Source organism: Neorhizobium tunisiense, assembly GCF_039631515.1.
GTDB lineage: Bacteria > Pseudomonadota > Alphaproteobacteria > Rhizobiales > Rhizobiaceae > Neorhizobium.
Window position 1 is genome coordinate 234536 of sequence record NZ_JBDIUU010000007.1, and the last position, 22091, is coordinate 256626.

Consider the following 22091-nt stretch of genomic DNA (forward strand, 5'->3'; position numbering starts at 1 on the left):
GGCTCAACCTTCCATCACATCGAAGCCAGCCAGTTCACCGGCTGGTTCGTCGAACGGCACGACTTTCCGTTGGGCAGTCCGGTTCAGCATGAGCCTTACGACATCGGGTCTCGAATAATGTCCGACCGGATCTGCGGCCGTCTTGGCGTAGATGATGGCCGCGGGATCGAGCTCTGCGTAAAGCAGTCCTTCCTCGGTCTCGCCGAGCGGCGTAGCAAGCTCGCTTCCATCGGGGCCGAAGATGCGAGCATGGCCACCACCCGCTTGCAAAAGGACGTTCTTCGTTGCGTCATCGCCGCACAGCACTTCGATCATGTCAGGCGAAACGGTGGCGCATGGTGCAAGCACGAAGCACTGCCCCTCGACTGCGTAGAGACGCGACGCTGCAATGTTGACCTCCGGGCCAAGCGCATTGGCAGCACCCCGATAGACACTGAAACTGGGCCATGCAGCCACATGGATTTCCTCATGCTGGGAGTAGAGGGCATATTTCGAGAGCGGCTGAAGATGCTCCCAGCAGCACAACGCGCCTATATTGCCAATCTCTGTCGCGTGGACCGCAAGTGACGAGCCATCGCTTTCGCCGAACAAGGTGCGCTCGACATGGGTTGGCTTGAGCTTGCGCCGTACGCCGACAGTCTCGCCTGTATCGTCGATGATCCATTGGCCCATGTAGAGGCTGCCGGCGTCGCGCTCGCTGTAACCCATCACAACGAAAATGCCTGCCTTGCCGGCAGCTTCGCTGATCCGCCGGGCCTGCTCGCCGCCGAGGACAAGCGAATTCTCGTGATACCGCTTGACGAAGCGCATGCCCCAGGCAGGTGAATCCAGCCACAGGAACCACGGATAACCCGGCAGCCAGGTCTCCGGAAAGGCGATGAGTCTGGCGCCATTCTCCGACGCCTCAGTGATCAGTTTGATTGCCTTTTCTATGCCCGCATCGAGATCCAGAAACACCGGCGCCGCCTGCACGCAGGCGACCTTGATTGTTGTCTTCATGAGAATGCTCCCCTTTTTTCATAAAGCGGGGCAATGAATACCAATAGACAACTCTGTTGTCCATTGGTAAATTCAAGCTCCTGAGAGCCCGTTCGTGGGCGTTTCACTGATCAGAGCTCGCAGCGCTCGTATCTGCAAATCGAGCCCAAAAGCAAAACGCTGATCGGCGTTTGCTCCGGCAATCTCACGCATTGCGATCGCGGCAAGCGGGAACTCAGCGGCAACTTGCGCCTCCTCACGGCCCGAGTTCGACTTATCGCCGCCCAGAGCCTGCTCCTCTATGACAAAGCCGATCACGAAATAGACGACAGTGAACGCACCCCAACTTGCGACGCGGTCGTCAGCTCCGGCTTGTTTGAGAGAGCCGATCAGCAACGAGCCGACGCGCAGCACATTATCGGACAAAGGATAGGTGCCCGCAAAAACGCGCGCAGCATCACGGCGCGACAGCAATGCGTTACGCACTTCGGAAGCCACACGCCCGAGCCTTGCATCCCATGCCTCACTTTCCGGATTGCTTGCGGCGACCGGCTCCATCAGCGCATCCGCCATCCCCTCGAGCAAGGCGTCCTTGTTGGCGAAATGCCAGTAGAGCGACGGCGCCTGGATGTTCAGGACGTCCGCCAGCTTACGCATCGTCAACCCCTCCATGCCGACCTCATCAAGCAGCCTCAGCGCCGTCGCGATGACCTCGGTTTTCACGATGCGCATGTCCGTCTCCAGCTTTACTGTTGACTCTCTAACACTGTTAGGCAACTCTAACAACGTTAGATTGGAGAACTCTCATGAAAACGAATTTCGATGTTGTTGTTGTCGGCGCCGGACCTGTTGGGCTGTGGCTGGCATGCGAACTGAAACTTGCCGGTGCGGATGTCGCTGTTCTCGAGCGGCGAACGGAGCGGACGGCGCAGTCGCGTGCGCTCACCATCCATGGACGTTCGTTGGAAGTATTTGCCCTGCGCGGTCTCGCCGATCGCCTCCTCAGCACCGGCAAGCCGATCCCGACCGGCCACTACGCGGTCCTCGATACGCGGCTGGATTTCTCAACCTTCGACACCCGCTTCCCTTACACGCTGTTTATTCCGCAGGCCGTGACCGAGGAGCGCCTGGAGGAGCGTGCTACCGAACTCGGCGTCACCATCGTGCGGGGCGTGGCAGCAACCAAAATTGTGGACGACGGAAACCGGGTGCACATCTCGACCGACGGCGGAGAGTTTTCTGGTTCCTATTTGGTGGGAGCGGATGGTGCTCGCAGCATCGTGCGGGAACAGGCTGGCATCTCATATGAGGGGGCAGAGGCCCACAACTCTCTAATGCTTGCAGACGTGGTTCTTGCCTCACCACCGGCAAAGCCGGTCGTGTCGGTCACCAATGGACATGGTTCGGTGATGATCGCGCCTCTCGGTGACGGCAGGCACCACCGCATCGTGCTCGTGGATCCCCAACGAACCCATGTGCCACGCACCGAACCGGTCACTCTGGAAGAAGTAGCGGGACCGACCGCGCGCATTATCGGCGAGGACTATCAGCCTCGCGACCCGATCTGGGTTTCGCGTTTCGCCGATGAGACGCGCCTAGCCGGAACCTATCGCAAGGGCCGCATCCTGCTCGCCGGCGATGCCGCCCATATTCACGCTCCCATGGGCGGACAGGGCATGAATGTCGGACTGCAGGACGCATTGAATCTCGGCTGGAAACTGGCCGCAGTCGTGAAGGGCGAAGCGCCCGACAAACTGCTTGATACCTATGACGAGGAACGGCGTCCAATAGGACAAATCCTCTACACCAATACCCTGGCGCAGGTCGGGCTCGTCACCCGGTTCGATCCGGCGACCCTTGCCATACGCGAAACGCTGAACGATCTCCTGAAAATTCCCGCGGTCAATCATCGTCTTGCCGGTGAGCTTTCCGGCTTTGACGTCGCCTATGGCACCGATGCGAAGGCGGCCGTTGCTGCCGGACGTTTCGCAGCAGGGGTACGCGTTCCCGATATAGAACTGGTCGGCAAGGACAGCGTTTCGATGTCGCTCTACAGCCTGCTGGTCGAAGGTCGATGGCTTCACCTTTCCTTCAAGCCAGGGGCATCGGTCTCCGGCCCGGAATGGTTGCGATCCAGCAGCGTCCAATCCCTGGCGGCAGATCCTTCGGACCATGCCGCCCTTCGCGGCGTTCGGGCATTGCTGGTCAGGCCCGACGGTTATGTCGCCGCTGTCGATCAGGAATAAGGAGAGCATCAATGGAAACTCTGAACCCCTCGTCCCTGACCGATGCCTTCTCGCACCTGATTGCACAAATCGCCATAACCCCGCCCGGCGCGCGTCTTGCCGCCATCTCGGGCCAGGTCGCCATCGACAGGTCAGGTCTACTCGTCGGTGGAAACGATCACGCGGCCCAGGCGAGGCAATGCTTCAGCAATGTCCTCGACGCCCTCGCGGCCATAAATGCGCATCCGGACGATATCTTGCAGATGAAGATCTACGTGGTCCGGCACAATCCGGATCTCGTTCCGGCGATCTTCGGGGCGGGCAGTGGCATATTCGGTGAAAAATGGCCAGTATGCGCGAGCACCTGGATCGGCGTCGAAGCGCTCGCCATACCCGAATGGCTCGTCGAGATTGAGGTTCTGGTCGCCCTTCCATAACAACGCAGTATGAGACGCTGCGCGTCCGGGACGCAGGACACCTGCGTCCCATTCCATGAAGGTCGTGCACATGATGCGACCATCACGCCTTGATGGCATACGAACCATCGACCCGCGTTCTTCCAAAGCAATTGTATCCAAACGCTTGTCAGGCCCTTGCGTTGCGTGACTTCGCCTTGAACATCGGAACCACCCGCCTCTAGCGATCCCAGTCGGGTACGCATCCTGTCCGTCAGGGCGCTTATATTATCGTCACTAAGCGCGCACTTTGGCAAAACAGGCCGTCCATCAGAAACCCTGCTGATCGGCTCCGAGGTGGCGGCGTGTGTCAACGTGCTTCGTCGACAATTGGGTTACTCAAAATGCCGAGACGGTCGATCTCCACCTCGACAACGTCGCCAGGCTTCATCCAGAGCGCTGGAGTACGCTTTGCACCGACGCCGCCTGGAGTGCCGCTGACGATAACGTCACCGGCTTCCAGTCGCGTGAAGGACGAGCAATATTCGATCTGCCGCGCGATATCGAAGATCATCTGTCCGAAGGTCGCATCCTGCACCACTTCGCCATTGAGGCGGGTCTGCAAGCGCAGGTCTGCCAGCGGGCCAAGCTCGTCAGGCGTCATCATCCATGGGCCAAAAGCGCCGGTATCCGGGAAGTTCTTGCCGGGCGTGAACTGATGCGTATGGTACTGGAAATCTCGGATGCTGCCATCGTTGTAGCAGGCATAACCCGCGACATGGCTCATAGCCTCTGCACGCGTAATGTAACGGCCCGGCTTGCCGATGATAACCGCAAGTTCACCCTCGAAATCGAGATTCGTAGAGACCTTGGGCCGTATTATAGGAGCAAGATGGCCAATCTGGCTGTTGGCATAACGCGCGAAGATCGTGGGATTTTCAACCTCGCTACGGCCTGTTTCTCTGCGATGCATTTCGTAGTTCAGGCCAACGCAGAGGATTTTGTCGGGATTGGGCACGACCGGCAACCACTCGACTTCGTTGATCGGCGTCGAGGCTGCCGAGGCGGCGGTCTCTTCCACGCCCGCGAAATTTGCGGTGATGGCTGCTTTGAGGTCGGAGTATCGGTTGGCCAGGGCTGCGCCTACGTCACGGAAGGTGTCACCCTCGACAACACCCCATGTGGTGCGACCAGCAATCTTGACGGTGGAAAGTCTCATAGTCCTACTCCTGAATGAGTGTGTGTTTCAAAAAAACGGCTTAGCCAAGGCGGGCACGCAGATCGGCAACCTGTTGGCGAAGCGCATCGAGATCCCTCGCGGCACCGAAAACATAGTGGTCTGGACGGACAAGCGTTGCGACGGCGTCGTGGCGATCGAACCAGGCGGAAAGCACGCCGTCCTTTTCGCAAAGCGCCGCCGGATCGGTGGTGCCTTCGCCCTCGGGCACAATCGCCGTGACGACGAGCCCATCGATTTCGCTGGCGAGCGCCGTCACGTCTGCCGATCGGATGCGCCGACCGTCAAGAACGAGCCGCCATGCAGGTCCGGTGAATTTATCCAGCAGCCGCGACGAGGCGCCGTCGACAATGGCAGGCTGAGGGAAAAGCATCCCCCGCGCCGGCGTCCCCTCCACAGCAATCAATCCATCCTCGATCGGTGGCACGATTTCCTGACGCGTGACGGTCAGTGGCTGCCCGCCGCCTTCTGCCAGGACACGAGCGTCACGGGCGGCTGCGGCATCCGGATCGCGCTCGCAGATCATCTGCCCGATGACTTTGATCTTGCCGGTGAGGGTCTGAACATGGCGCTTGCGCTCAACGGTATAACTATCGAGCAGAGCCTCGGACGACTGCCCCTTCAGAATGCGGTCAAGCCTCCAGACGAGATTGGAGACATCCCGCAACCCCTGGCACATGCCCTGGCCGATGAAGGGTGGCTGTTGATGGGCCGCATCACCGGCAATCAAGATGCGACCAAGCCGCCATTTATCGGAAACGAGCGCATGAAAGCGGTACGCGGCGGCGCGCCACAGATCGCCATCATCGGGCGAGAGCCATTTCGACAGCAAATGCCAGACATTTTCCGGCTTCTCCATTTCGCGCGGGTCTTCCCCCGGCAAAAGCATGATCTCCCAGCGGCGGTGGTTCTTCGGCCCCATGATGAAACTGGTGGGCCGAGCCGGATCGCAGAATTGCGCCGAGGTCTGCGGAAGGTTGTTGAGGGCGGCATCGTGAACTTGCACATCCACCACCAGCCAGGGCTCGTCGAAGATGAGGTCCTCAAGCTTCATTCCGGCCTTTTCCCGAACACGGCTCGAAGCACCGTCGCAGCCAATCACGTATTTGGCGGCGACATTGCGCACAGCACCGGAGGCGTCCTTTAATGTTACGATGGTCTCGTCCGCCTGTGGATCAAGCTCCATCATTTCCGTTCCAGGCTCGACCGTTACGCAATCGAAGCTCTCAGCATGCCGCCGCAGCACAGCCTCGACCGGCGGCTGGGTGAACACCATGCTCGGCGTGTAGCCCAGTGGATAGGGCTTCGACACCATGTCGATACGGCGAATGAGCTGACCCTGAGCACCAAAATGCTGCGATGCCGTGAAAGGCGCCACATAGGGCGAGACCTGTTCGGCAATACCCATGTTATCGAAATGCCGCATGATCTCATGGTCGATCGCTATGGCGCGCGGCTTGTCGTAGATACCGGTCAAGCGGTCAACGACCAATGTCGAATGGCCCCGTGCGCCAAGCATACCGGCAGCGACCGCGCCGGCGGGGCCGAACCCGACCACGAGCACATCATACCGGTTCGAAATATCTTTCCCGCTCATCACAAGAATGCCTCCGCGAAGTCAATGACGGCGTCAGACGCCGGAAAATCCGATGGTAATCTGGGCCTTTTTGCAGGCGTCGCTTTTGGGAGGTGCAATGCCCCAGTGATCGGTCCGGCCCGGTGGCCAGACCCATTCCTCCGGCCCACGGAAGCGATAAGTGTCATTCACCTGAAGTACTTCGCTGGTGTATTCGATCACGACGCCATGCGGGTCGACAAAGTAGGCGAAGACATTGTCGCCCGGTCCATGCCGACCAACACCCCAGCCGATCGGATAACCCTTATCGATCACCAGGCCGGAGCCGCGCATGACGGATTCCAGATCAGGCATCAGGAAGGCCACATGGTTCAGGCCGTTAACCGGAGCTTCCGCCAGCACGACAGCATGATGGTCGTCGTTGCAGCACAGAAATGCCATGAGCTTCGATCTGTCCGTCAGGCGAAAGCCCAGGACATTCCTATAGAAGTTCGACAGCGCTTCGATATCGGCACTGTTGATATTGACATGGGCCAGACGTTCCGGCCGGTTGGCGACAACAGACCCTAACTTCCGCTGGTCGCCATAGACGAATTCCAGCACCGATCCCTGTGGCTCGCGAATGACGAAGCGCTGCCCCCCGGAAGGTGCGTCGGCTGGGCCAGGCTCACGTAACACTATACAACCAGCACCAACCGTCCTAGTGTAAAGCAACTTCAGGTCTTCTGCCGCGCGAACACGAAAGGTGATCTTGCGCAGTTCTGCGCGATCACTCTGTTTGAGTTCCAGCACATGAAAATCATCGCCGGTCGCCGCCAGAAACACCTTGTCTCCAACTGTGGCGACCACATCCAGACCCCAGACACGGCTGTAGAAATCGACGGACGCCGAGAGATCGGGGGTGCCCAGTTCGACGCTACGCAGGGCAGAAACGGGAAATCCGGTCATGGCATCAAACCTCATCCAGTGCAAGGAAAGCCTGGGCATTCGCAAATGTCAGGCGTTCACGCAGGCTCTCATCTGCGAAAGCCTCCTCGATACGAGCAACGGGCTCTTTTTCACGAAAATTGAAGGGATAATCGGTGCCAAGCAGCACCCGTTCCTCTCCGAAGACGGCAACGAGATGGCGCAGCATATCCGCATCGAAGACAAGCGAATCCACGTAGAGGCGACGCGCCTGCAACGAAGGCGCTTCCGGCATGATATCCTGCACCGCCGGGAAAACAGAGTATCCCTGTTCCAAGCGCGGCAACAGCGAGGCGAAGGTACCGCCGCCATGGCTAAAGGCGATCCGTAGCCTGGGGAGTTTCTGCAGCAACCCGCCCGTAATCACGGACGCCGCCGCAAAGCCGACGTCGCTCGGATAACCGAGGATCTGCTGGAGCGGCGCCGGTCCGACCAGCCTGTCCATGCCGGCCGGGCGCACAGCGTGGACGAACACCGCCGCGCCAAGTTTTTCCGCTTCCGAAAAGAATGGATGGAAGCGCTCATCACCGATTGCGACACCATTGACGTTGCTGCCGATCTCAACACCACGAAAGCCGAGTTCACCGACGATGCGATGCAGTTCAGCGATCGCGAGGTCAATATCCTGCATCGGCACGCCACCTAGCCCGACGAAACGCCCCTCTCCTTCAGCAACAAGCGAGGCAATGACGTTGTTGACGTACCGCGCAAGGTCGCAGCCTGCCCTTGCTTCGATCCAGTAACCGAAAAGCTCCGGCATGGGAGACAATGCCTGCATCGCTATACCGCTGCGGTCCATCTCCTCAAGTCGCCTCTCGGCAACCCAGCAAGCATCGCTGACCGAGCGATAAGGCTTCTCATCGATGATGACTGTCGCATGGCAATCGGTTGCGGGGGACATCGATGGCCAGCCACGGACTGGTCCTCCACCGGGAGGAAACGGAAACCGTGCCGGGACGAGATGGCAATGAACGTCGATCCCGACGCAGCTACAGCCGGTTCTGAAGCGACCTGTCCTCTCCACGCCTTGGCCCACACTCATCCTCCTGTGTTAGCATCCAAATAATATACAAAATTCGCGAGGTAAAGGCATAATTTATAAATTTTAAGACTGCAGGTGATTGTGTATATAAAGATCAATCAAATAGCGGATGCCAAAATGAACGTCGAAGTGCCGAATAAGGGGCAAGAGAGTCCTGCCACACTCGCCACGAGCATCTATGAACAGCTCAAGGCGGATATTCTTTCGGCAAGGCTCGAGCCGGGCAGAAAGTTGCAGCTGCGTTTTCTGATGGAACATTATGAGGCCGGGCAAACGCCGTTGCGCGAAGCTCTAAACCGCCTGACAACCGAGGATCTCGTCATCGGCAAGGAGCAACGCGGCTTCTTTGTCAAACCGATCAGCCTCGAAGAGTTGGGTGAGCTGACGAAAACGCGCTGTTGGGTCGAAGGCCTGGCGCTGCGCGAGTCGATCGCCAATGCCAACCCGGCTTGGGAAGAAGCCCTGCTTGTCGCCCATCACCGGCTGGATCGGGCGCCAAGGTCGCTGGACCCTGAACAGTTCGAAAGCAATCCTGAATGGGAGCAGCTGCACCGGGCTTTCCATAGGCTTCTGATTGGCGGCTGCGGATCGCGCCCGCTGCTTGGCTTCTGCGAGCAGCTGGCGGACCGGCTCAGCCGTTACCGGGCTCTGTCGAGCAGAAAGTCCTTCCGCGTGCGCAAGGTAAGCCAGGAGCACGCCGACATTACGAAGGCAGTGCTCGAACATGACGCAGAGGAAGCCGTGCGGTTGCTGCAGCAGCACTATGATCAGACAGCCGAATTCATAAGAACCGACCTGCAAGACGACACCGCTGGCGTATAGATTCCAGCGATCTGCCATCGACAAGATGATGGCACAGGACATCTCGAAGGTGCACAAATGACACGTTCTTTGACCAGCCGGAGAAAAGGCAGTTCGACGCGATGGATTTAGACCCGCGACTCTTGCGCTACATCCTTGCCATTGACCGTGCTGGTTCCTTCCAGAAGGCTGCGGAGGCGCTTGGTATTTCACAGCCGGCTCTCTCGGTGAGCATTGGCAGGCTTGAGGATGTAACCCGCATGCGTCTCGTGGATCGCGGGCGGCACGGCGCGATCTTGAACGAGGCGGGCAGGATACTGGCGCGCCATGCCGAAAGCATCGAGGCGGTTCTCTTGCTGGCTGCGCGGGAACTCGAGATCCGCCGTCAGGGCGTCGAGGGGCCATTACATATCGGCGGAACGCCACTCGCTGCCGGAAGTTTCGTCCCCCTGGTCATAGCCCGCCTCCTCAACGAAATCACCAATCCTGCAATCGAGGTCGTGGAAGGCACTGACGAAGAACTGCTTGAGCGATTGCAAAAATATCAGCTTGATCTGATGATCTCGAATGTTGGACACCGCCCTTCGCCTGAGGGAATCGAAGAAATTCCACTCTTTACCGCTCGCTCGGTCATATTCGTCCGGGCAGGCCACCCACTCGGTGAGCTGGATGAGGTTTCGCTGAAGGAACTGGAGCAGATGACCTGGATTATTCCGCCCAGAGGCGGCGCTTTTCGCAGGCAAATCGAGGCCCTCTTCACGACCAACGGGATTTCTTTTCCAGTAAACGTCGTGGAAGCCAGCCCTTTCAGCGTGCTCAAGGCAATCATTGAGCGTTCCGATGGGGTTAGTATTCTTTCCGATGAGTTCCTTCGCGACGAAATTCGCCGTGGCCTCCTCAAGGCCATCCCGCTGAAGGAACATGTCGCACCCCGTCAGTTCGCCTTGCAGAAGCTTGCCGGGCGCAGATTGAACAGCCTTGGACAGCGGTTCGTCGAAATTTCGGTAGAGCTGGCTGCAAAGGAGCTGTAATCGCGCCATATCCCCTAAACATGTCATCTGTTTCTCCGGGAAAGCCCGACTGTCGCGGCAATGTCTAAAAATTCTGCGATCTCGTCTACATAACCGCAGATTATACCAAACCCAGAATCCATTATTGGACGAATGTAAGTTTGCGATTCATTATCGTGGCGGGAAGATTACGAGGAGGAGCAGACGTGATTTCCAAATTACTTTTCGCGGCGACCACCGCCACGGCGCTTTGCTTTGGCGCGTCTACCAATGCGCAAGAAATCAAAGCCGAAGTCATCCATCAGTGGACCTCTGCAGCGGAGTCCGCAGGCGTGAAGGTTCTGGCCCAAAAATTCACCGAACTCGGCGGCACGTGGGTCGATAACGCCATTTCTGGCGGCCCGAACGCCCGCTCGACTGCGGTCAACCGGGTCGTAGGCGGTAATCCGCCGGCCGCAATGCTGTTCAACACGGGCGCGCAGTTTCGTGAACTGCAGGAAAACGGGTTGTTGCGCAGCTTGACGGAGACAGCCAAGGCCGCAGACTGGGAGAACAAGATGCCAGCGGCGCTGCTGAATTCAGGGGTTGTCGACGGCGATATCTGGGCACTGCCGATATCCGGCAACGGCGCCAATTGGTTCTGGTTCAACAAATCCATCCTCGACAAGATCGGGGTGGCAAAGCCGAAAACCTGGGACGAGGTTTTCTCGGCACTCGACAAGGCCAAGGCAGCCGGCCTCACGCCTTTTTCTCCTTCCGGCGAGCCGCGTTGGCAGCGTCTGATGTTCAACGCCGTCGTCTTAAGCGTCGCAGGCCGCGAAACCTATGATGCAATTATCTACAAGCGCGATGTTTCGGCAGTGCGCGGCGAAAAGTTCAAGGCCGCCGTTAAGGTCTTTGAAAAACTGAAGGATTATGCGGACGCAGGCTCGCCAGGACGCTCCTGGCCGGATTCGACCAATCTTGTGATCTCGGGCAAGGCCCTGATGACACAGGGCGGAACCTGGCTGAACGGCGCCTTCGCGGCAGCAGGAAAAACAGCTGGTGCCGACTATGAGTGCGCCATTATCAACCCCGATCAGGGCATGGTCATTTCGGGAGACGTATTCCTCTTCCCGGAACCGACGGACGATGCCGCAACCAAGGCGCAGGATCTTCTGATGAAGGCTTTTGCCGACGTTCCGACCCAGACTGCGTTTGCAGTTGCCAATGGCACGATCCCCATCCTCAAGGGCGCAGATACTTCCAAGCTTAACCCGTGCATTGCCGAGGCATCCCGCTTCTTCAACGACGCGAAGCTCTCCACTGGCAGCGACCAGATGTTGTTCACACCCGCGATCGTCGGCGCTCTCGAAGACGCCATTACCCGGTTTTCGAGCAAGGGCGGCGGTCTGACTGCCGAACAGTTCATCGAAGCCTACGCAAACGGGCTCGCCGCGGGCTAGCCCCAACTATCGGGGGATGTGCGATTCACCGCCTCCCCCGAACGGCAAAATATCCGGAGTTTCATTCGTGTTCGCAAGATCGCCTTCGAGCAGTCGCCTTCAGGCGGCTTTGACCCTATTCCCTGTCGCCTGTGTCGTGCTGTCCGTCTATGTCGGAGGAGTGCTGTGGGCAGCGGGCCTGTCTTTGACCCGATCGTCCATGCTGCCGAACTACAGGTTTGCGGGGTTCACCCAATATATAAACCTGTTCACAAATGCGCGGTGGCAGATGTCGCTCGCCAACATGGCGCTGTTTGCGGTGATCTTCATCCCGGTCACTCTATTGATTGCCTATACCATGGCCGCGATGATCAACCGCGGCGTGCGCGGTGAAAATGCGTTGCGAACGATTTATCTCTACCCATTCGCCATGTCGTTCATTGTTACCGGCCTCGTCTGGCGCTGGTTGCTTGATCCGACTTTCGGCGTTGCCGATGTCGCTCGCAAACTCGGCTTCGAGAGCGCATCCTTCGACTGGATCGTGAATGCAGACATGGCGATTTTCACGATCATAATCGCGGCGGTCTGGCACTCTGCCGGCCTCGTCATGGTCGTCCTCCTCGCGGGACTGCGAGGTGTGGATGACGATCTGTGGAAGGCAATCCGCATCGAAGGCATTCCTGCCTGGAAAGCCCATCTTTTTATTATTATTCCGAGCATCGGCGCGAGCATCGCCACGGCGCTGGTGCTGATGTCGCTCACTGTCGTGCGCCTCTTCGATGTCGTCGTCGCGATGACAGGAGGGGGACCAGGCATTGCTACGGATGTGCCGGCCAAATTCATCATCGACCACATGTTCGAACGACAGCAGGTGGGCCTCGCCTCTGCAGCCGCTACGACGCTGCTGCTTCTCGTCCTGGTCGTCGCCGTGCCCCTGCTCTTTCTCAAGAACCGCCGCAAGGGAGTTGCAAAATGACAATCGCAAACGGCCCGACTCCCGTCCGCAGCAGCAAATTCGCGGCTCCACTGTCCCGCGTTCTTGTCTATGTACTGCTGATCGTCATCGCGGTCGTCACGCTCACGCCCCTCTATGTCATGATCGTGACTGCTTTCAAATCGATGGAGGAAATCCGCACCGGTACACTCCTGTCGCTCCCGCACTCCTTTACCTTCGAGCACTGGTGGAAGGCATGGAGTTCGGCCTGCACGGGATTGCGGTGCGAAGGCCTGAAGGTCGGCTTCGTAAACTCTCTCCTTATCACCATCCCGAGTGTCGCCTTGGCTATTTCTGCAGGCGCGATTACTGGTTATGCTTTGAGCTTCTGGCGCGTGCGGTTTGCCAATGTGCTGTTCGCCGTCCTGTTGATCGGCGGTTTCTTCCCTTATCAGGTCCTGATCTATCCGCTGGTTCGGATTACTTCCACGATCGGTCTGTTTACTTCGCTCGCAGGTGTAATCGCCGTCCACGTGGTCTTTGCATTGCCGGTCGTCACTCTGCTCTTCCGGAATTATTTTGCGACGATCCCGATTGATCTTTTCAAGGCTGCCCGCGTCGATGGCGCCGGGTACTGGAGATTCTTCTTCTCGATACTGCTGCCGATGTCGGTACCGATGATTGCGGTCGCGGGCATCCTGCAGGTCACCTTCATCTGGAACGACTATATTGTCGGCCTCGTCTTCGGCGGCATCAACTATGCCCCGATGACCGTCCAGCTCAACAACATCGTCCACTCAACCTATGGGGAGCGGGAATATAACGTGGAGATGGCGGCAACGCTTCTCACATCGATCCTCCCCCTCATCGTCTACTTCACGTCGGGCCGCTGGTTTGTCCGCGGCGTAGCATCCGGCGCCGTGAAAGGGTAATCATGACAGGCGTACAGCTTCGAAACCTTGGCATCCGTTATGGACAGGTCGAGGTCCTCAAAGGAATTGACCTCGACATTCCGGCTTCGGAATTCATCGTATTGCTCGGTCCTTCCGGTTGCGGCAAGTCCACGCTCCTGAACGCGATAGCGGGCCTTCAGGATGTTGCCGAAGGGCAAATCCTCATCGGCGGACACGACATGACCAGTGTAGAACCGAAGAACCGCGGTATCGCGATGGTCTTCCAGTCCTACGCCCTCTATCCCCGTATGACAGTGCGCGGCAATCTGAGTTTCGGCCTGAAAGTTGCAAAGGTCGCAAAACCAGAGATCGAGAAGCGCGTCGCGCATGCCGCGAAAATGCTGCAGATCGAACCGCTGCTCGACCGTAAGCCGTCAGAACTCTCCGGCGGCCAGCGCCAGCGCGTCGCGATCGGTCGCGCGGTTGTGCGAGATGCCGGTGTCTTTCTGTTCGACGAACCGCTTTCCAACCTCGACGCCCAGCTGCGCTCGGATCTTCGCGTTGAAATCAAGCGCCTTCACCAGCGTCTCAAATCCACGATGATCTACGTGACCCACGACCAGATCGAAGCGATGACGCTCGCCGACCGTATCGTCGTCATGAAAGACCGCGTCATCCAGCAGCAGGGCACCCCGGACGAGATTTACAACCGGCCCGCCAATACATTCGTGGCCCGCTTCGTAGGTTCTCCGGCGATGAACTTTCTGAACGGAGTGATCAGGGGAAATGAAGCCGTCGTGGACGGGGAAGTCGTGCGCATAGCCTCCGCCGTGTCCTCACCACTTGCTGACGGCCGCAAGGTGATCATCGGCATCCGTCCTGAGGACATGGCTGTGCAAACCGACGCTACCCCTCAGGGCCTCGCCGTGGAAGTGGACGTCGTCGAACCCATGGGGCCGGAAAAGCTTGTCTGGTGCAAGCGTGGCGATATCGGCCTCTCCACCAAGGCTGCCTCGTCGTCCAGCGTCAAATCCGGTGACAAAATCCGGCTGGGGCTGACCGAAGATCGCCTTCACATATTTGATGTAGAAAATGGAACGCGCCTATAATGACCGAAGCAATTTTGAAGAAGCTTGCAGGCCATCCTTTCAATCTCGATGGCGAAGCCGTTGATTGGGTGAAATCCACATTTGACGGCCTCTCGCTCGAAGAAAAACTCGGCCAGATCGTACTGCCGCTCTGCCGCGACCTCTCAGAGGAAAGTCTTGCCATCTTGCTCGACCGCCGCGTTGGAGGCGTTCATCGCATGCCGTCGCGATCGGAGCCGGAGCTCCGTAGCAGCGCTGAGTTTCTCCAGTCGCGCACAGCCATTCCGCTCTTGATGACATGCGACATTGAATTTTCCGAAAAGAGCAGCGTCGCGGCAGGAACGCCCTATCCTAACCAGATGACCATTGCTGCAACGGGAGACGCCGAGCAGGCCCGCCGCATGGGCGTGGTTGCTGGGAGAGAGGGTGGCTATCTCGGCTTCAACATGTCCTGGACACCCGTCGCCGACCTCGCTGTGAATTTCCGTTCGAACGTCGTGAATACGAGATCATTCGGCTCCAATGTCGAAACCGTCACGGCAATGACCACCGCCTATCAGGAAGGCGCGCGCTCCGCCGGCTTCGCGACTTCGATCAAGCATTGGCCCGGCGATGGACTGGACGATCGGGACCAGCATTTTGCCACGACCCACAATACGATGTCGATGGAGCAGTGGCGCGCAAGTTTCGGTAAAATCTATGCCGATGCCATCGCCAAAGGCGTACAGGTTGTCATGGCAGGCCACATCACTCTTCCCGCCTACACTGCCGAGCTTGGATCTGCTGCGCATAGCCCAGCGCATATGCCGGCGACACTGAATTTCGACCTTACAACCACTCTCTTGAGGCAGGAGTTTGGCTTTAATGGCCTTGTCGTTTCCGATGCGACAGGCATGGTTGGTTTCAACGCGCGCGGCGCACGTCGTGAACTTGTACCGCTTTGCATCGCTGCCGGCTGCGATATCCTTCTCTTCCCGGACGACCTTGGAGAGGATATCCAGTATCTTAGGGAAGGCCTCGAAAATGGCGCGTTGACCCAGGAGCGCCTCGACGAAGCGGTCTTGCGCGTCTTGGCTCTCAAGGCTTCGATCAAGCTTCACAAGACAGGTGGTCACGCCCCGTCCGAGGTGGATCGTTCTCGGTTTCTCGGTACCGAGGAGCACGCTGCGTGGTCAAATTCGGCCGCAGAAGCGGCAATCACGCTGGTCAAGGATACGCAGACCCTGCTGCCGCTCGATCCTCGCCGGCATAAGCGCATCCTGTTGACGCAGCTTGACACCCGCATGAGCCCATCCGGTCCATTGCCTCAGCTTCACGTCGCCGACCTTCTGCGCGAAAGAGGCTTCGAAGTCACAATCCATCGCAAGGGTGAACCCATCGATCCGAGTGCTTACGACATAGGCATGTATCTTCTGGCGGAAGAAGGTGTTTCCGCAAAAGAAAACCTCGGACCGCGCTGGGAAGACCTGCATGGCCTGTTCCCCCATTCGATGGAACGTCTCTGGGACTATGTTCCAACGGTTTACGTCTCGCTCGGGACTCCCTTCCTGCTCTACCACATGCCGGAATGCAAAACCTTCGTAAACGGCTACGCTGCCATACTGCCTGTACAACAGGTATTGGTGAAAGCTCTGCTTGGGGAGATACCCTTTGCGGGTAAGAGTCCGGTTGATGTAACCTGCGGACTAGAGGAAGCTATAGTGTAAAACGGTTAGAAGAGCCAGGCCACCGCAAGCATCTGATCATTCCAAGCCATTGCCAGGTCACCAGAAAGCGCGACCTGGTCAATTCGAAGCGGAATTTGTCACCTGGGATCTCGGTGCTAATGTGCGGCACACTGCAATTGCGACGTTCCGCAACGATTGATCGGCAGGATTGGCGTCTACGTGTCGCCGCCGGACCGCTCGATGAGAACATTGAACAGACGTGCGATAGATCAGCCTGGGGCAGGAATATCGGTACGACGGTCCATACCTCGCATCCTATTTCACATGCTTTCTTAAGCAAGTGACGAAGGCATCGACCTTAGGCTTTCTGAACGCCGATGGCAGTTGCACAGTCTGGATTGCGATCGTTCTCGAGGGAAAGCCTGATAGCAGTTGAACCAGACTGCCTCGCTCGAGATCATCGCCCAGAAAAACGTGCGGGCAGATGAAGATGCCCTTGCCTGCGCGCGTGGGCATCAGGCAGGCGGGAGGGCTGTTGGCGATGAAGGGGCCGGTGACTGGAATGTGGACCTGCTGACCATCGATGAAGAAAGGCCAGCGATTGGGGTCGGGATTGTTTGCGTCGCGAATGCAGACATGAGCAGACAGTTCATCGGGATGCACCGGCGCGCCGTGTCGTTCGATATAGGAGGGGGCGGCAACGACCAGCAGCTTTGCCTCTCCGAGCTTGCGGGCAACGAGGCTCGAGTCCTTCAGAACGCCCATGCGGACAGCCAGGTCGAAGCCCTCCTCGGCAAGATCGACATAGTCATCGGACAGTCGCAGTTCGACGGTAACTTCCGGATGGGTTTCCATGAACGCGAGCGCGGCGGTGGCGACCACCGTTTCACCGAAGGTCAGCGGCGCTGCGACACGCAGCGTTCCTTTCAGGCCACGGGACGATTCAAGCGATGTATCAAGCAGATCGATTTCGTTCAGAACGCGCCGGCACCCCTCAAGATAGATCCGTCCATCCTGCGTTAGCGACATGGATCGTGTCGTTCGGTGAAGTAGGCTCATGCCCAATTGGGCCTCAAGCATCGCGATGTATTTGCTCGCCAGCTTCCCGGTCATGCCCAGGCGTTTGCTGGCGCCAGAAAACGATCCGGCCTCCACCACGGCAACAAAGGTCCGCATCCCATCGATCTTGTCCATTCCATTACCTCCACAGTGGCGAAACTGATGCACTATAATCGCCATTTTGGCGAATGAAGGCCAGTGGTAGTTTCCCATCACAAAACACGAAGGAGACCAGACATGAGTGAGACCGATACCCCGCTCTCGATCGGACGGGTTATTCTGACGGTGAACAACCTGGATGTCGTCTCGGGGTTTTACGAAAACGTCATCGGCCTGAGCTTGATGGATCGTGATGGCGAAACCGCCCTGCTGGGGACGGGAGAGACACCATTGATCGAGCTGCGTCATGATAGACTTGCGCGGCACCACCCAGGCGAGGCAGGATTGTTTCATACAGCCTTCCTTCTTCCTTCCCGCCGTGATCTTGGCCTTTGGACGCGACATATTCGGGAGTTCGGCGTGTCTCTGGACGGCGCATCGGATCATCTTGTCAGCGAGGCGCTTTATCTCCGTGACCCGGAAGGGAATGGGATCGAGGTCTATGTCGATCGGCCCCGGCCGGAGTGGGTCCGCCACGGTAACGATATCAAAATGGCCACAGAGCCACTGGACCTGTCAGACCTAACCAACGTCCAGGGCGCGTGGACGGGCGCGCCGGACGGCACAGTGATCGGCCATGTCCATCTGTGCGTGGGGGATATCGAGACAGCGGATCGCTTTATGACCGGCCCACTCGGCTTGACACGGACGTCCCGTTGGCCTTCGGCAGGCTGGTACGGCTCGGGGGGCTATCACCACCAGCTTGCTGCGAATGTCTGGTATTCGCGTGGCGCTGAACGACGTAGCCCCGGCTCACGGGGGCTGGCGGAAATCGAACTCCTCGTGCAGCCGGAAACCTTACCTCTTGGTCCAATGGAAGACCCGTGGGGCACGCAATTTACCATCGCACTGGCGTAATTCCGCGCGACCTGAATCCAACTGAATCAAAACCGAACCGAAAGGATTGATCATGACCTCGAAAGAAATCGTACTGAGTGCCGTCGTTGCGCTGTTCACCAACTTTGATCCGGAAGCGGCAAGCCAGCTTCTGAAACAGGACTACATCCAGCACAATCCCGCTGTGCCGACAGGCGCTGCGCCAATTCTCGGCTTTTTGCCCGTTCTCAAGGACAATGGTCTGACCGCAACGACCCATCGCGTGCTGTCGGAAGGCGATCTCGTGGTGCTGCATTCGACCTATGACAATGCGCAGGCTTTTGGCGGCCAGACCATGGTCGCATTCGACGTGTTCCGTGTCGAGGATGGCAAGGTTGCCGAACACTGGGACAACTTGCAGGCCGCTGTACCGGCATCAAAGACCGCCAGCGGCAATTCGATGACTGACGGCGCGACCGAAATCCTCGATCTCGACAAGACCGCCGAGAACCGCGCACTGGTCGAAGCCTTCGTCAACGACGTCCTGCTTGGCGCCGCACCGCAGAAGATTACCGACTATATCTCGACCACGACCTATACCCAGCACAATCCGATGGTCGGTAATGGGCTTGACGGTCTTGGCGCCGCACTGAAGGCCATGGCTGAGGCCGGGCAGGCCATGGCCTACACGAAGACGCACCTGATCGTGGCCGAAGGCAATTTTGTCTTCACCGCGTCGGAAGGCAAACTGGGCGATACGCCGACGGCCTTCTTCGACCTCTTCCGCGTCGAGGGTGGCAAGATCGTCGAGCATTGGGATACGATTTCTGCCATCCCGTCCGAAATGGCGCACGCAAACGGCAAATTCTGAGGATTGAGGGCAATGCGATCCATTCTCATTGCCCTTCCCATCCTTTTTCTCCATGACAGGTGTAGTGATGGCCCGGGACAAGGGTGTTGTTGAAATCGTAACGATGGACCTGAAAGACGGCGTATCGGCTGAGGCCTTCGCCGTCGTCGACAAGACCATCGAAGATCAGCATGTCCGCAAGCAACCCGGCTTCGTTTCGCGCGAGACCGGCGTCAGCGGAAACAAATGGCTTGTGATCGTGCATTGGGCGTCTGCCGATGCCGCGCAGGCTTCGATGGACACATTCGCCAATGCCCCGGCTGCAGCGCAGTTCATGGGCATGATCGACGCGTCTTCGATGATGATGACGCGCTTCGACGTCGTCCGTTAGCAGCGCCCTTGGGCATCGGTGAACTGGTGTCCGCGCAGACGGAAACCCACGCTGTCATAGTCGCCGTTTTCGTCCGCGTGCCAGATTTCGACGAGACTGCCGCCGAGCGGCCGGCAGCGATTGTCGAGCACGAAACCCGCGACGGTTATTCGCTCCCCTCCGGGCGCATCCGGATAGAGATCCCGATTGACCGGTGAGTTCGGCTTGAAGAAGGGACCGGCTTCCCGTGCGAGCGTCAGCTCGTCTTCATCGTCACATGCAGGGGTGAGCGGCAGTTCGGGAGCGGCCTGCGCAAACGCGTTCATTCTCGCTACGTCAATAAGAGGTAGCGTCAGAAAGGCAGTCAGAAGCGTACGTCTGGTGGAAGGCAAGGCTGGCCTCCAAGTGATTTGTTCTAGGATGATGGCGAATTGGTCCAGGCGGCCTACCGTAGGCGTTGCGCGGCATTCGCCTGCGCCTCACGAATCAAGCCGGAGTACATATTCTCCTTGCCGGGATACCATGGCATCGTGGCGATGGAGCCGAAGCCGGGAATCGTTTCCATATGTGCGACCATGCGGGCGCGCATGCGCTCGTCAGGTAGCGGTCCCATCATCGCCTGGACATTTTCGCTCATGTGGTCGGGGTTGGACGTGCCGCACAGCACGGTGCTGACCGCGGGATGCGCCATGACCCACTTCAGGAAGAACTGCGCCCAGCTGGTCGCCCCGAACTCCTGCGCAAAGCCGGGGAGCGGCTGCCCCTCGACCACCTTCATCAGGCGGGCCTTTTCGAGCGGCAGATTGATCAGGACGCCAACGCCCTTGTCGGCAGCGGCCGGGAGAAGACGGCGCTCGGCGTCGCGGTTGAAGATCGAATAGTTCGTCTGGATGAAGTCGACATCGTCGCGTTGGACGATCGCCAATAGCTGGTCCTGCGCCGCCGACTCGTGATGGGTCACGCCGACATGGCGTATGAGGCCTTCCTTCTTCCAGGCCTTCATCAGCGGAATGACGACGGGAGCATTGGTGATGCTATGGCATTGCATGAGATTGATCGTGTCACGCCATGTTCGCATGCGCGATTGCCGAAAGCTTTCGACCGCGTGGCTCTCGTCGCCGAGATATTCCCCTGTCGACCAGACCTTGTTGGCGAGGAACATCTCGTCTGAGCCTTCAAATTCTCCCATGAACTGGCCGACGCTGACTTCCGCCGAGCCGTAGAGCGGCGATGTGTCGACCACGCGACCGCCTGCGGCGACGTACCGTTCAAAGACTTGACGCAGAGCGTCGCGACGATCACTGGGCTTTAGGTCGAAGGTAAGGAAGGTGCCGAGACCCAGGGCTGTGACCCGTTCGCCAGTGCGAGGCAGAGTGCGAGTCAGCACATCCCGGTTTGATCCAGTGGCTGGCGACGACCCATTCGTTTCCTGGGTCTGGGCCGTAGCGTGGGTGGCAAGTGCCAGCCCTGTTGCCGCCGCACCCATCGTGCCGAGGAAGCCGCGTCTATTGATCTTTGACTGGTTCATGGATTTCTCCTGTTTCGTTAGCCGTCAGAACTGCCAGTTGTCGGGTACCCAGGCGTAGCCGCCATCGGTCTTCAGCATTCGGCCAAGACCGGGGAATGGATAGTGAAAGCCAAGGACGGGCATGCGCTCGGCAGCCGCCCTGTCGAAGATGCGGCGGCGGGAGGAAAGGGCCGTTTCCTTGTCGCGGTCAGGGCCCGGAAGCCAGGGCCTGTCGACGTTGACAACAGGGTGATAGGCAAGGTCTGCCGTCAGCAGCAATTGGTCGTTTCCGGAATGAACGAGGAAGGTCGCCATGCCCGGTGTGTGGCCGGATGCGACGATCGTCGTCAGGCCCGGCACGATCTCGGCGCCGGCTTCATAGAGTTCGACATCGTTCATGAACGGCTGAAGGCTGTTCTTGATGTTTGCCGCGAAGCGCAGACGGAATTCCTCGGGCACCGGCATGTAGGACAGATCAGGATCGGTGCGGACGAAGAAGTCCCAGTCCGCCTTCGGGACCAAGACAGTGGCACGGGGAAAGGCTTTGGCACCATCCGCGGTTCTCAGATTGCCGACATGGTCGGGGTGGGTGTGGGAAATCACGATCGCGTCGATATCAGCGGCCCCAAGACCGATCGCCGCGAGGTTATCGAAGATCCGGCCGCCATTCGGGCCCATGGTCTTGCCCGCGCCAGCCTCGATCAGGATTCGCCGGCCGCCGGTTTCGATCAGCAGCGTGTTGAGATTGAGGGCCATGTGGTCGGTCGGAAGGAATGCCTGCCGCAAGACCTCCTGAAGCTCGGCTTCGGACGCGTCGCTTGCATAGACCCGAGGCGGGCCACCAATCACACCGTCGCTCAAAACGGTTGCGCTGATATCGCCGACGCGGAAGCGGTAGTGGCCGGCATTGCCGCTTACCACGGACGCGACCTGGGCGTCGGCCTTGCCGGAACTGCCCAGACTCGGAATGAACATGCTTGATGCGCCTGCGACAGCGGACAGCATAATTGCGCGTCGATTGAGAGTGAAGGCATTCATCAGTCTTCCCTTCTTCATTGGGCGCGCTCCGCTTCGTCTTCCTCGATCAGACATGA

At 58.6% G+C, this 22091-nt stretch carries 21 protein-coding genes and 1 pseudogene; 12 read left to right on the plus strand and 10 right to left on the minus strand.

The window, feature by feature from the left end; translation table 11 throughout:
* Positions 1-3: 3 nt before the first annotated feature.
* Together ABCW43_RS20890 and ABCW43_RS20895 are read right to left on the minus strand one after the other, a co-directional pair.
* On the minus strand, positions 4-999 hold the full coding sequence (locus ABCW43_RS20890) for a carbon-nitrogen hydrolase family protein (protein ID WP_345927976.1): 996 nt from the start codon (positions 997-999) through the stop codon (positions 4-6).
* Between the two features lie 72 nt (positions 1000-1071).
* Complete coding sequence (locus ABCW43_RS20895; RefSeq protein ID WP_345927978.1) at positions 1072-1710, minus strand: TetR/AcrR family transcriptional regulator C-terminal domain-containing protein; 639 nt, start codon at positions 1708-1710, stop codon at positions 1072-1074.
* A gap of 74 nt (positions 1711-1784) precedes the next feature.
* Here ABCW43_RS20895 and ABCW43_RS20900 point away from each other — a divergent pair, with 74 nt between their 5' ends.
* Together ABCW43_RS20900 and ABCW43_RS20905 are read left to right on the plus strand one after the other, a co-directional pair.
* The gene (locus ABCW43_RS20900; protein ID WP_345927980.1) at positions 1785-3224 is read left to right on the plus strand and encodes an FAD-dependent oxidoreductase; all 1440 of its coding nucleotides are present in this window, start codon (positions 1785-1787) and stop codon (positions 3222-3224) included.
* Between the two features lie 11 nt (positions 3225-3235).
* On the plus strand, positions 3236-3640 hold the full coding sequence (locus ABCW43_RS20905; protein ID WP_345927981.1) for a RidA family protein: 405 nt from the start codon (positions 3236-3238) through the stop codon (positions 3638-3640).
* A 328-nt stretch (positions 3641-3968) separates the two neighbouring features.
* Here the strand turns inward: ABCW43_RS20905 and ABCW43_RS20910 are convergent, their stop codons facing one another.
* Genes ABCW43_RS20910 through ABCW43_RS20925 form a run of 4 tightly spaced genes read right to left on the minus strand, consistent with a single transcriptional unit; the run spans position 3969 to position 8419 of the window.
* A complete protein-coding gene (locus tag ABCW43_RS20910; RefSeq protein WP_345927984.1) occupies positions 3969-4817 on the minus strand; it encodes a fumarylacetoacetate hydrolase family protein in 849 nt (282 codons plus the stop codon).
* A gap of 40 nt (positions 4818-4857) precedes the next feature.
* The gene (locus tag ABCW43_RS20915; protein ID WP_345927986.1) at positions 4858-6432 is read right to left on the minus strand and encodes a bifunctional 3-(3-hydroxy-phenyl)propionate/3-hydroxycinnamic acid hydroxylase; all 1575 of its coding nucleotides are present in this window, start codon (positions 6430-6432) and stop codon (positions 4858-4860) included.
* A 33-nt stretch (positions 6433-6465) separates the two neighbouring features.
* On the minus strand, positions 6466-7359 hold the full coding sequence (locus ABCW43_RS20920; RefSeq protein WP_345927988.1) for a VOC family protein: 894 nt from the start codon (positions 7357-7359) through the stop codon (positions 6466-6468).
* 4 nt (positions 7360-7363) lie between these two features.
* Positions 7364-8419 (minus strand): amidohydrolase family protein, encoded by a 1056-nt coding sequence (locus ABCW43_RS20925; RefSeq protein ID WP_345927990.1) that lies wholly within the window; start codon positions 8417-8419, stop codon positions 7364-7366.
* Between the two features lie 117 nt (positions 8420-8536).
* Here ABCW43_RS20925 and ABCW43_RS20930 point away from each other — a divergent pair, with 117 nt between their 5' ends.
* From ABCW43_RS20930 to ABCW43_RS20960, 7 genes are all read left to right on the plus strand, one after another.
* The gene (locus ABCW43_RS20930; protein ID WP_345927992.1) at positions 8537-9241 is read left to right on the plus strand and encodes a GntR family transcriptional regulator; all 705 of its coding nucleotides are present in this window, start codon (positions 8537-8539) and stop codon (positions 9239-9241) included.
* Between the two features lie 122 nt (positions 9242-9363).
* Positions 9364-10251 (plus strand): LysR family transcriptional regulator, encoded by an 888-nt coding sequence (locus ABCW43_RS20935; protein WP_345927994.1) that lies wholly within the window; start codon positions 9364-9366, stop codon positions 10249-10251.
* A gap of 185 nt (positions 10252-10436) precedes the next feature.
* Positions 10437-11675: an ABC transporter substrate-binding protein gene (locus ABCW43_RS20940; RefSeq protein ID WP_345927997.1), complete on the plus strand. Its 1239-nt coding sequence runs from the start codon at positions 10437-10439 to the stop codon at positions 11673-11675.
* Between the two features lie 283 nt (positions 11676-11958).
* Positions 11959-12630 (plus strand): carbohydrate ABC transporter permease, encoded by a 672-nt coding sequence (locus tag ABCW43_RS20945; protein ID WP_345927999.1) that lies wholly within the window; start codon positions 11959-11961, stop codon positions 12628-12630.
* Positions 12627-13520 carry a carbohydrate ABC transporter permease gene (locus ABCW43_RS20950; protein ID WP_345928001.1) on the plus strand — a complete coding sequence of 298 codons (894 nt, stop codon included), beginning with the start codon at positions 12627-12629 and terminating at the stop codon, positions 13518-13520. Before ABCW43_RS20945 ends, ABCW43_RS20950 begins: the two co-directional genes overlap by 4 nt.
* 2 nt (positions 13521-13522) lie before the next feature.
* A complete protein-coding gene (locus ABCW43_RS20955) occupies positions 13523-14590 on the plus strand; it encodes an ABC transporter ATP-binding protein (protein ID WP_345928003.1) in 1068 nt (355 codons plus the stop codon).
* Positions 14590-16275 carry a glycoside hydrolase family 3 protein gene (locus tag ABCW43_RS20960; protein WP_345928005.1) on the plus strand — a complete coding sequence of 562 codons (1686 nt, stop codon included), beginning with the start codon at positions 14590-14592 and terminating at the stop codon, positions 16273-16275. The genes ABCW43_RS20955 and ABCW43_RS20960 overlap by 1 nt, the downstream gene beginning before the upstream one ends.
* A gap of 276 nt (positions 16276-16551) precedes the next feature.
* Here the strand turns inward: ABCW43_RS20960 and ABCW43_RS20965 are convergent, their stop codons facing one another.
* On the minus strand, positions 16552-17430 hold the full coding sequence (locus ABCW43_RS20965) for a LysR family transcriptional regulator (RefSeq protein ID WP_345928007.1): 879 nt from the start codon (positions 17428-17430) through the stop codon (positions 16552-16554).
* A 102-nt stretch (positions 17431-17532) separates the two neighbouring features.
* Between ABCW43_RS20965 and ABCW43_RS20970 the strand changes: the two genes are divergently transcribed.
* From ABCW43_RS20970 to ABCW43_RS20980, 3 genes are all read left to right on the plus strand, one after another.
* Positions 17533-18312, plus strand: coding sequence for a VOC family protein (locus tag ABCW43_RS20970; protein WP_345928009.1), 780 nt, complete (start codon positions 17533-17535; stop codon positions 18310-18312).
* A 52-nt stretch (positions 18313-18364) separates the two neighbouring features.
* Positions 18365-19141, plus strand: coding sequence for a nuclear transport factor 2 family protein (locus tag ABCW43_RS20975; protein WP_345928011.1), 777 nt, complete (start codon positions 18365-18367; stop codon positions 19139-19141).
* Between the two features lie 67 nt (positions 19142-19208).
* Entirely contained in the window at positions 19209-19511 is a 303-nt protein-coding gene (locus tag ABCW43_RS20980; RefSeq protein WP_345928013.1) for an antibiotic biosynthesis monooxygenase family protein, read from the plus strand.
* Between the two features lie 2 nt (positions 19512-19513).
* Here ABCW43_RS20980 and ABCW43_RS20985 read toward each other — a convergent pair.
* From ABCW43_RS20985 to ABCW43_RS20995, 3 genes and pseudogenes are all read right to left on the minus strand, one after another.
* Positions 19514-19882: pseudogene (locus ABCW43_RS20985) on the minus strand (dioxygenase family protein); the annotation flags it as partial.
* A 53-nt stretch (positions 19883-19935) separates the two neighbouring features.
* Entirely contained in the window at positions 19936-21018 is a 1083-nt protein-coding gene (locus ABCW43_RS20990; protein ID WP_345928015.1) for an aldo/keto reductase, read from the minus strand.
* A gap of 24 nt (positions 21019-21042) precedes the next feature.
* A complete protein-coding gene (locus tag ABCW43_RS20995) occupies positions 21043-22035 on the minus strand; it encodes an MBL fold metallo-hydrolase (protein WP_345928193.1) in 993 nt (330 codons plus the stop codon).
* Between the last annotated feature and the right edge of the window lie 56 nt (positions 22036-22091).

What these genes read in the sequence shown, in the direction of transcription:
- ABCW43_RS20890 (WP_345927976.1), bottom strand. Translation starts at nt 999, where the DNA reads ATGAAGACAACAATCAAGGTCGCCTGCGTGCAGGCGGCGCCGGTGTTT.
- ABCW43_RS20895 (WP_345927978.1), bottom strand. Translation starts at nt 1,710, where the DNA reads ATGCGCATCGTGAAAACCGAGGTCATCGCGACGGCGCTGAGGCTGCTT.
- ABCW43_RS20900 (WP_345927980.1), top strand. Translation starts at nt 1,785, where the DNA reads ATGAAAACGAATTTCGATGTTGTTGTTGTCGGCGCCGGACCTGTTGGG.
- ABCW43_RS20905 (WP_345927981.1), top strand. Translation starts at nt 3,236, where the DNA reads ATGGAAACTCTGAACCCCTCGTCCCTGACCGATGCCTTCTCGCACCTG.
- ABCW43_RS20910 (WP_345927984.1), bottom strand. Translation starts at nt 4,817, where the DNA reads ATGAGACTTTCCACCGTCAAGATTGCTGGTCGCACCACATGGGGTGTT.
- ABCW43_RS20915 (WP_345927986.1), bottom strand. Translation starts at nt 6,432, where the DNA reads ATGAGCGGGAAAGATATTTCGAACCGGTATGATGTGCTCGTGGTCGGG.
- ABCW43_RS20920 (WP_345927988.1), bottom strand. Translation starts at nt 7,359, where the DNA reads ATGACCGGATTTCCCGTTTCTGCCCTGCGTAGCGTCGAACTGGGCACC.
- ABCW43_RS20925 (WP_345927990.1), bottom strand. Translation starts at nt 8,419, where the DNA reads ATGAGTGTGGGCCAAGGCGTGGAGAGGACAGGTCGCTTCAGAACCGGC.
- ABCW43_RS20930 (WP_345927992.1), top strand. Translation starts at nt 8,537, where the DNA reads ATGAACGTCGAAGTGCCGAATAAGGGGCAAGAGAGTCCTGCCACACTC.
- ABCW43_RS20945 (WP_345927999.1), top strand. Translation starts at nt 11,959, where the DNA reads ATGGCGCTGTTTGCGGTGATCTTCATCCCGGTCACTCTATTGATTGCC.
- ABCW43_RS20950 (WP_345928001.1), top strand. Translation starts at nt 12,627, where the DNA reads ATGACAATCGCAAACGGCCCGACTCCCGTCCGCAGCAGCAAATTCGCG.
- ABCW43_RS20955 (WP_345928003.1), top strand. Translation starts at nt 13,523, where the DNA reads ATGACAGGCGTACAGCTTCGAAACCTTGGCATCCGTTATGGACAGGTC.
- ABCW43_RS20960 (WP_345928005.1), top strand. Translation starts at nt 14,590, where the DNA reads ATGACCGAAGCAATTTTGAAGAAGCTTGCAGGCCATCCTTTCAATCTC.
- ABCW43_RS20965 (WP_345928007.1), bottom strand. Translation starts at nt 17,430, where the DNA reads ATGGACAAGATCGATGGGATGCGGACCTTTGTTGCCGTGGTGGAGGCC.
- ABCW43_RS20970 (WP_345928009.1), top strand. Translation starts at nt 17,533, where the DNA reads ATGAGTGAGACCGATACCCCGCTCTCGATCGGACGGGTTATTCTGACG.
- ABCW43_RS20975 (WP_345928011.1), top strand. Translation starts at nt 18,365, where the DNA reads ATGACCTCGAAAGAAATCGTACTGAGTGCCGTCGTTGCGCTGTTCACC.
- ABCW43_RS20980 (WP_345928013.1), top strand. Translation starts at nt 19,209, where the DNA reads ATGGCCCGGGACAAGGGTGTTGTTGAAATCGTAACGATGGACCTGAAA.
- ABCW43_RS20990 (WP_345928015.1), bottom strand. Translation starts at nt 21,018, where the DNA reads ATGAACCAGTCAAAGATCAATAGACGCGGCTTCCTCGGCACGATGGGT.
- ABCW43_RS20995 (WP_345928193.1), bottom strand. Translation starts at nt 22,035, where the DNA reads ATGAATGCCTTCACTCTCAATCGACGCGCAATTATGCTGTCCGCTGTC.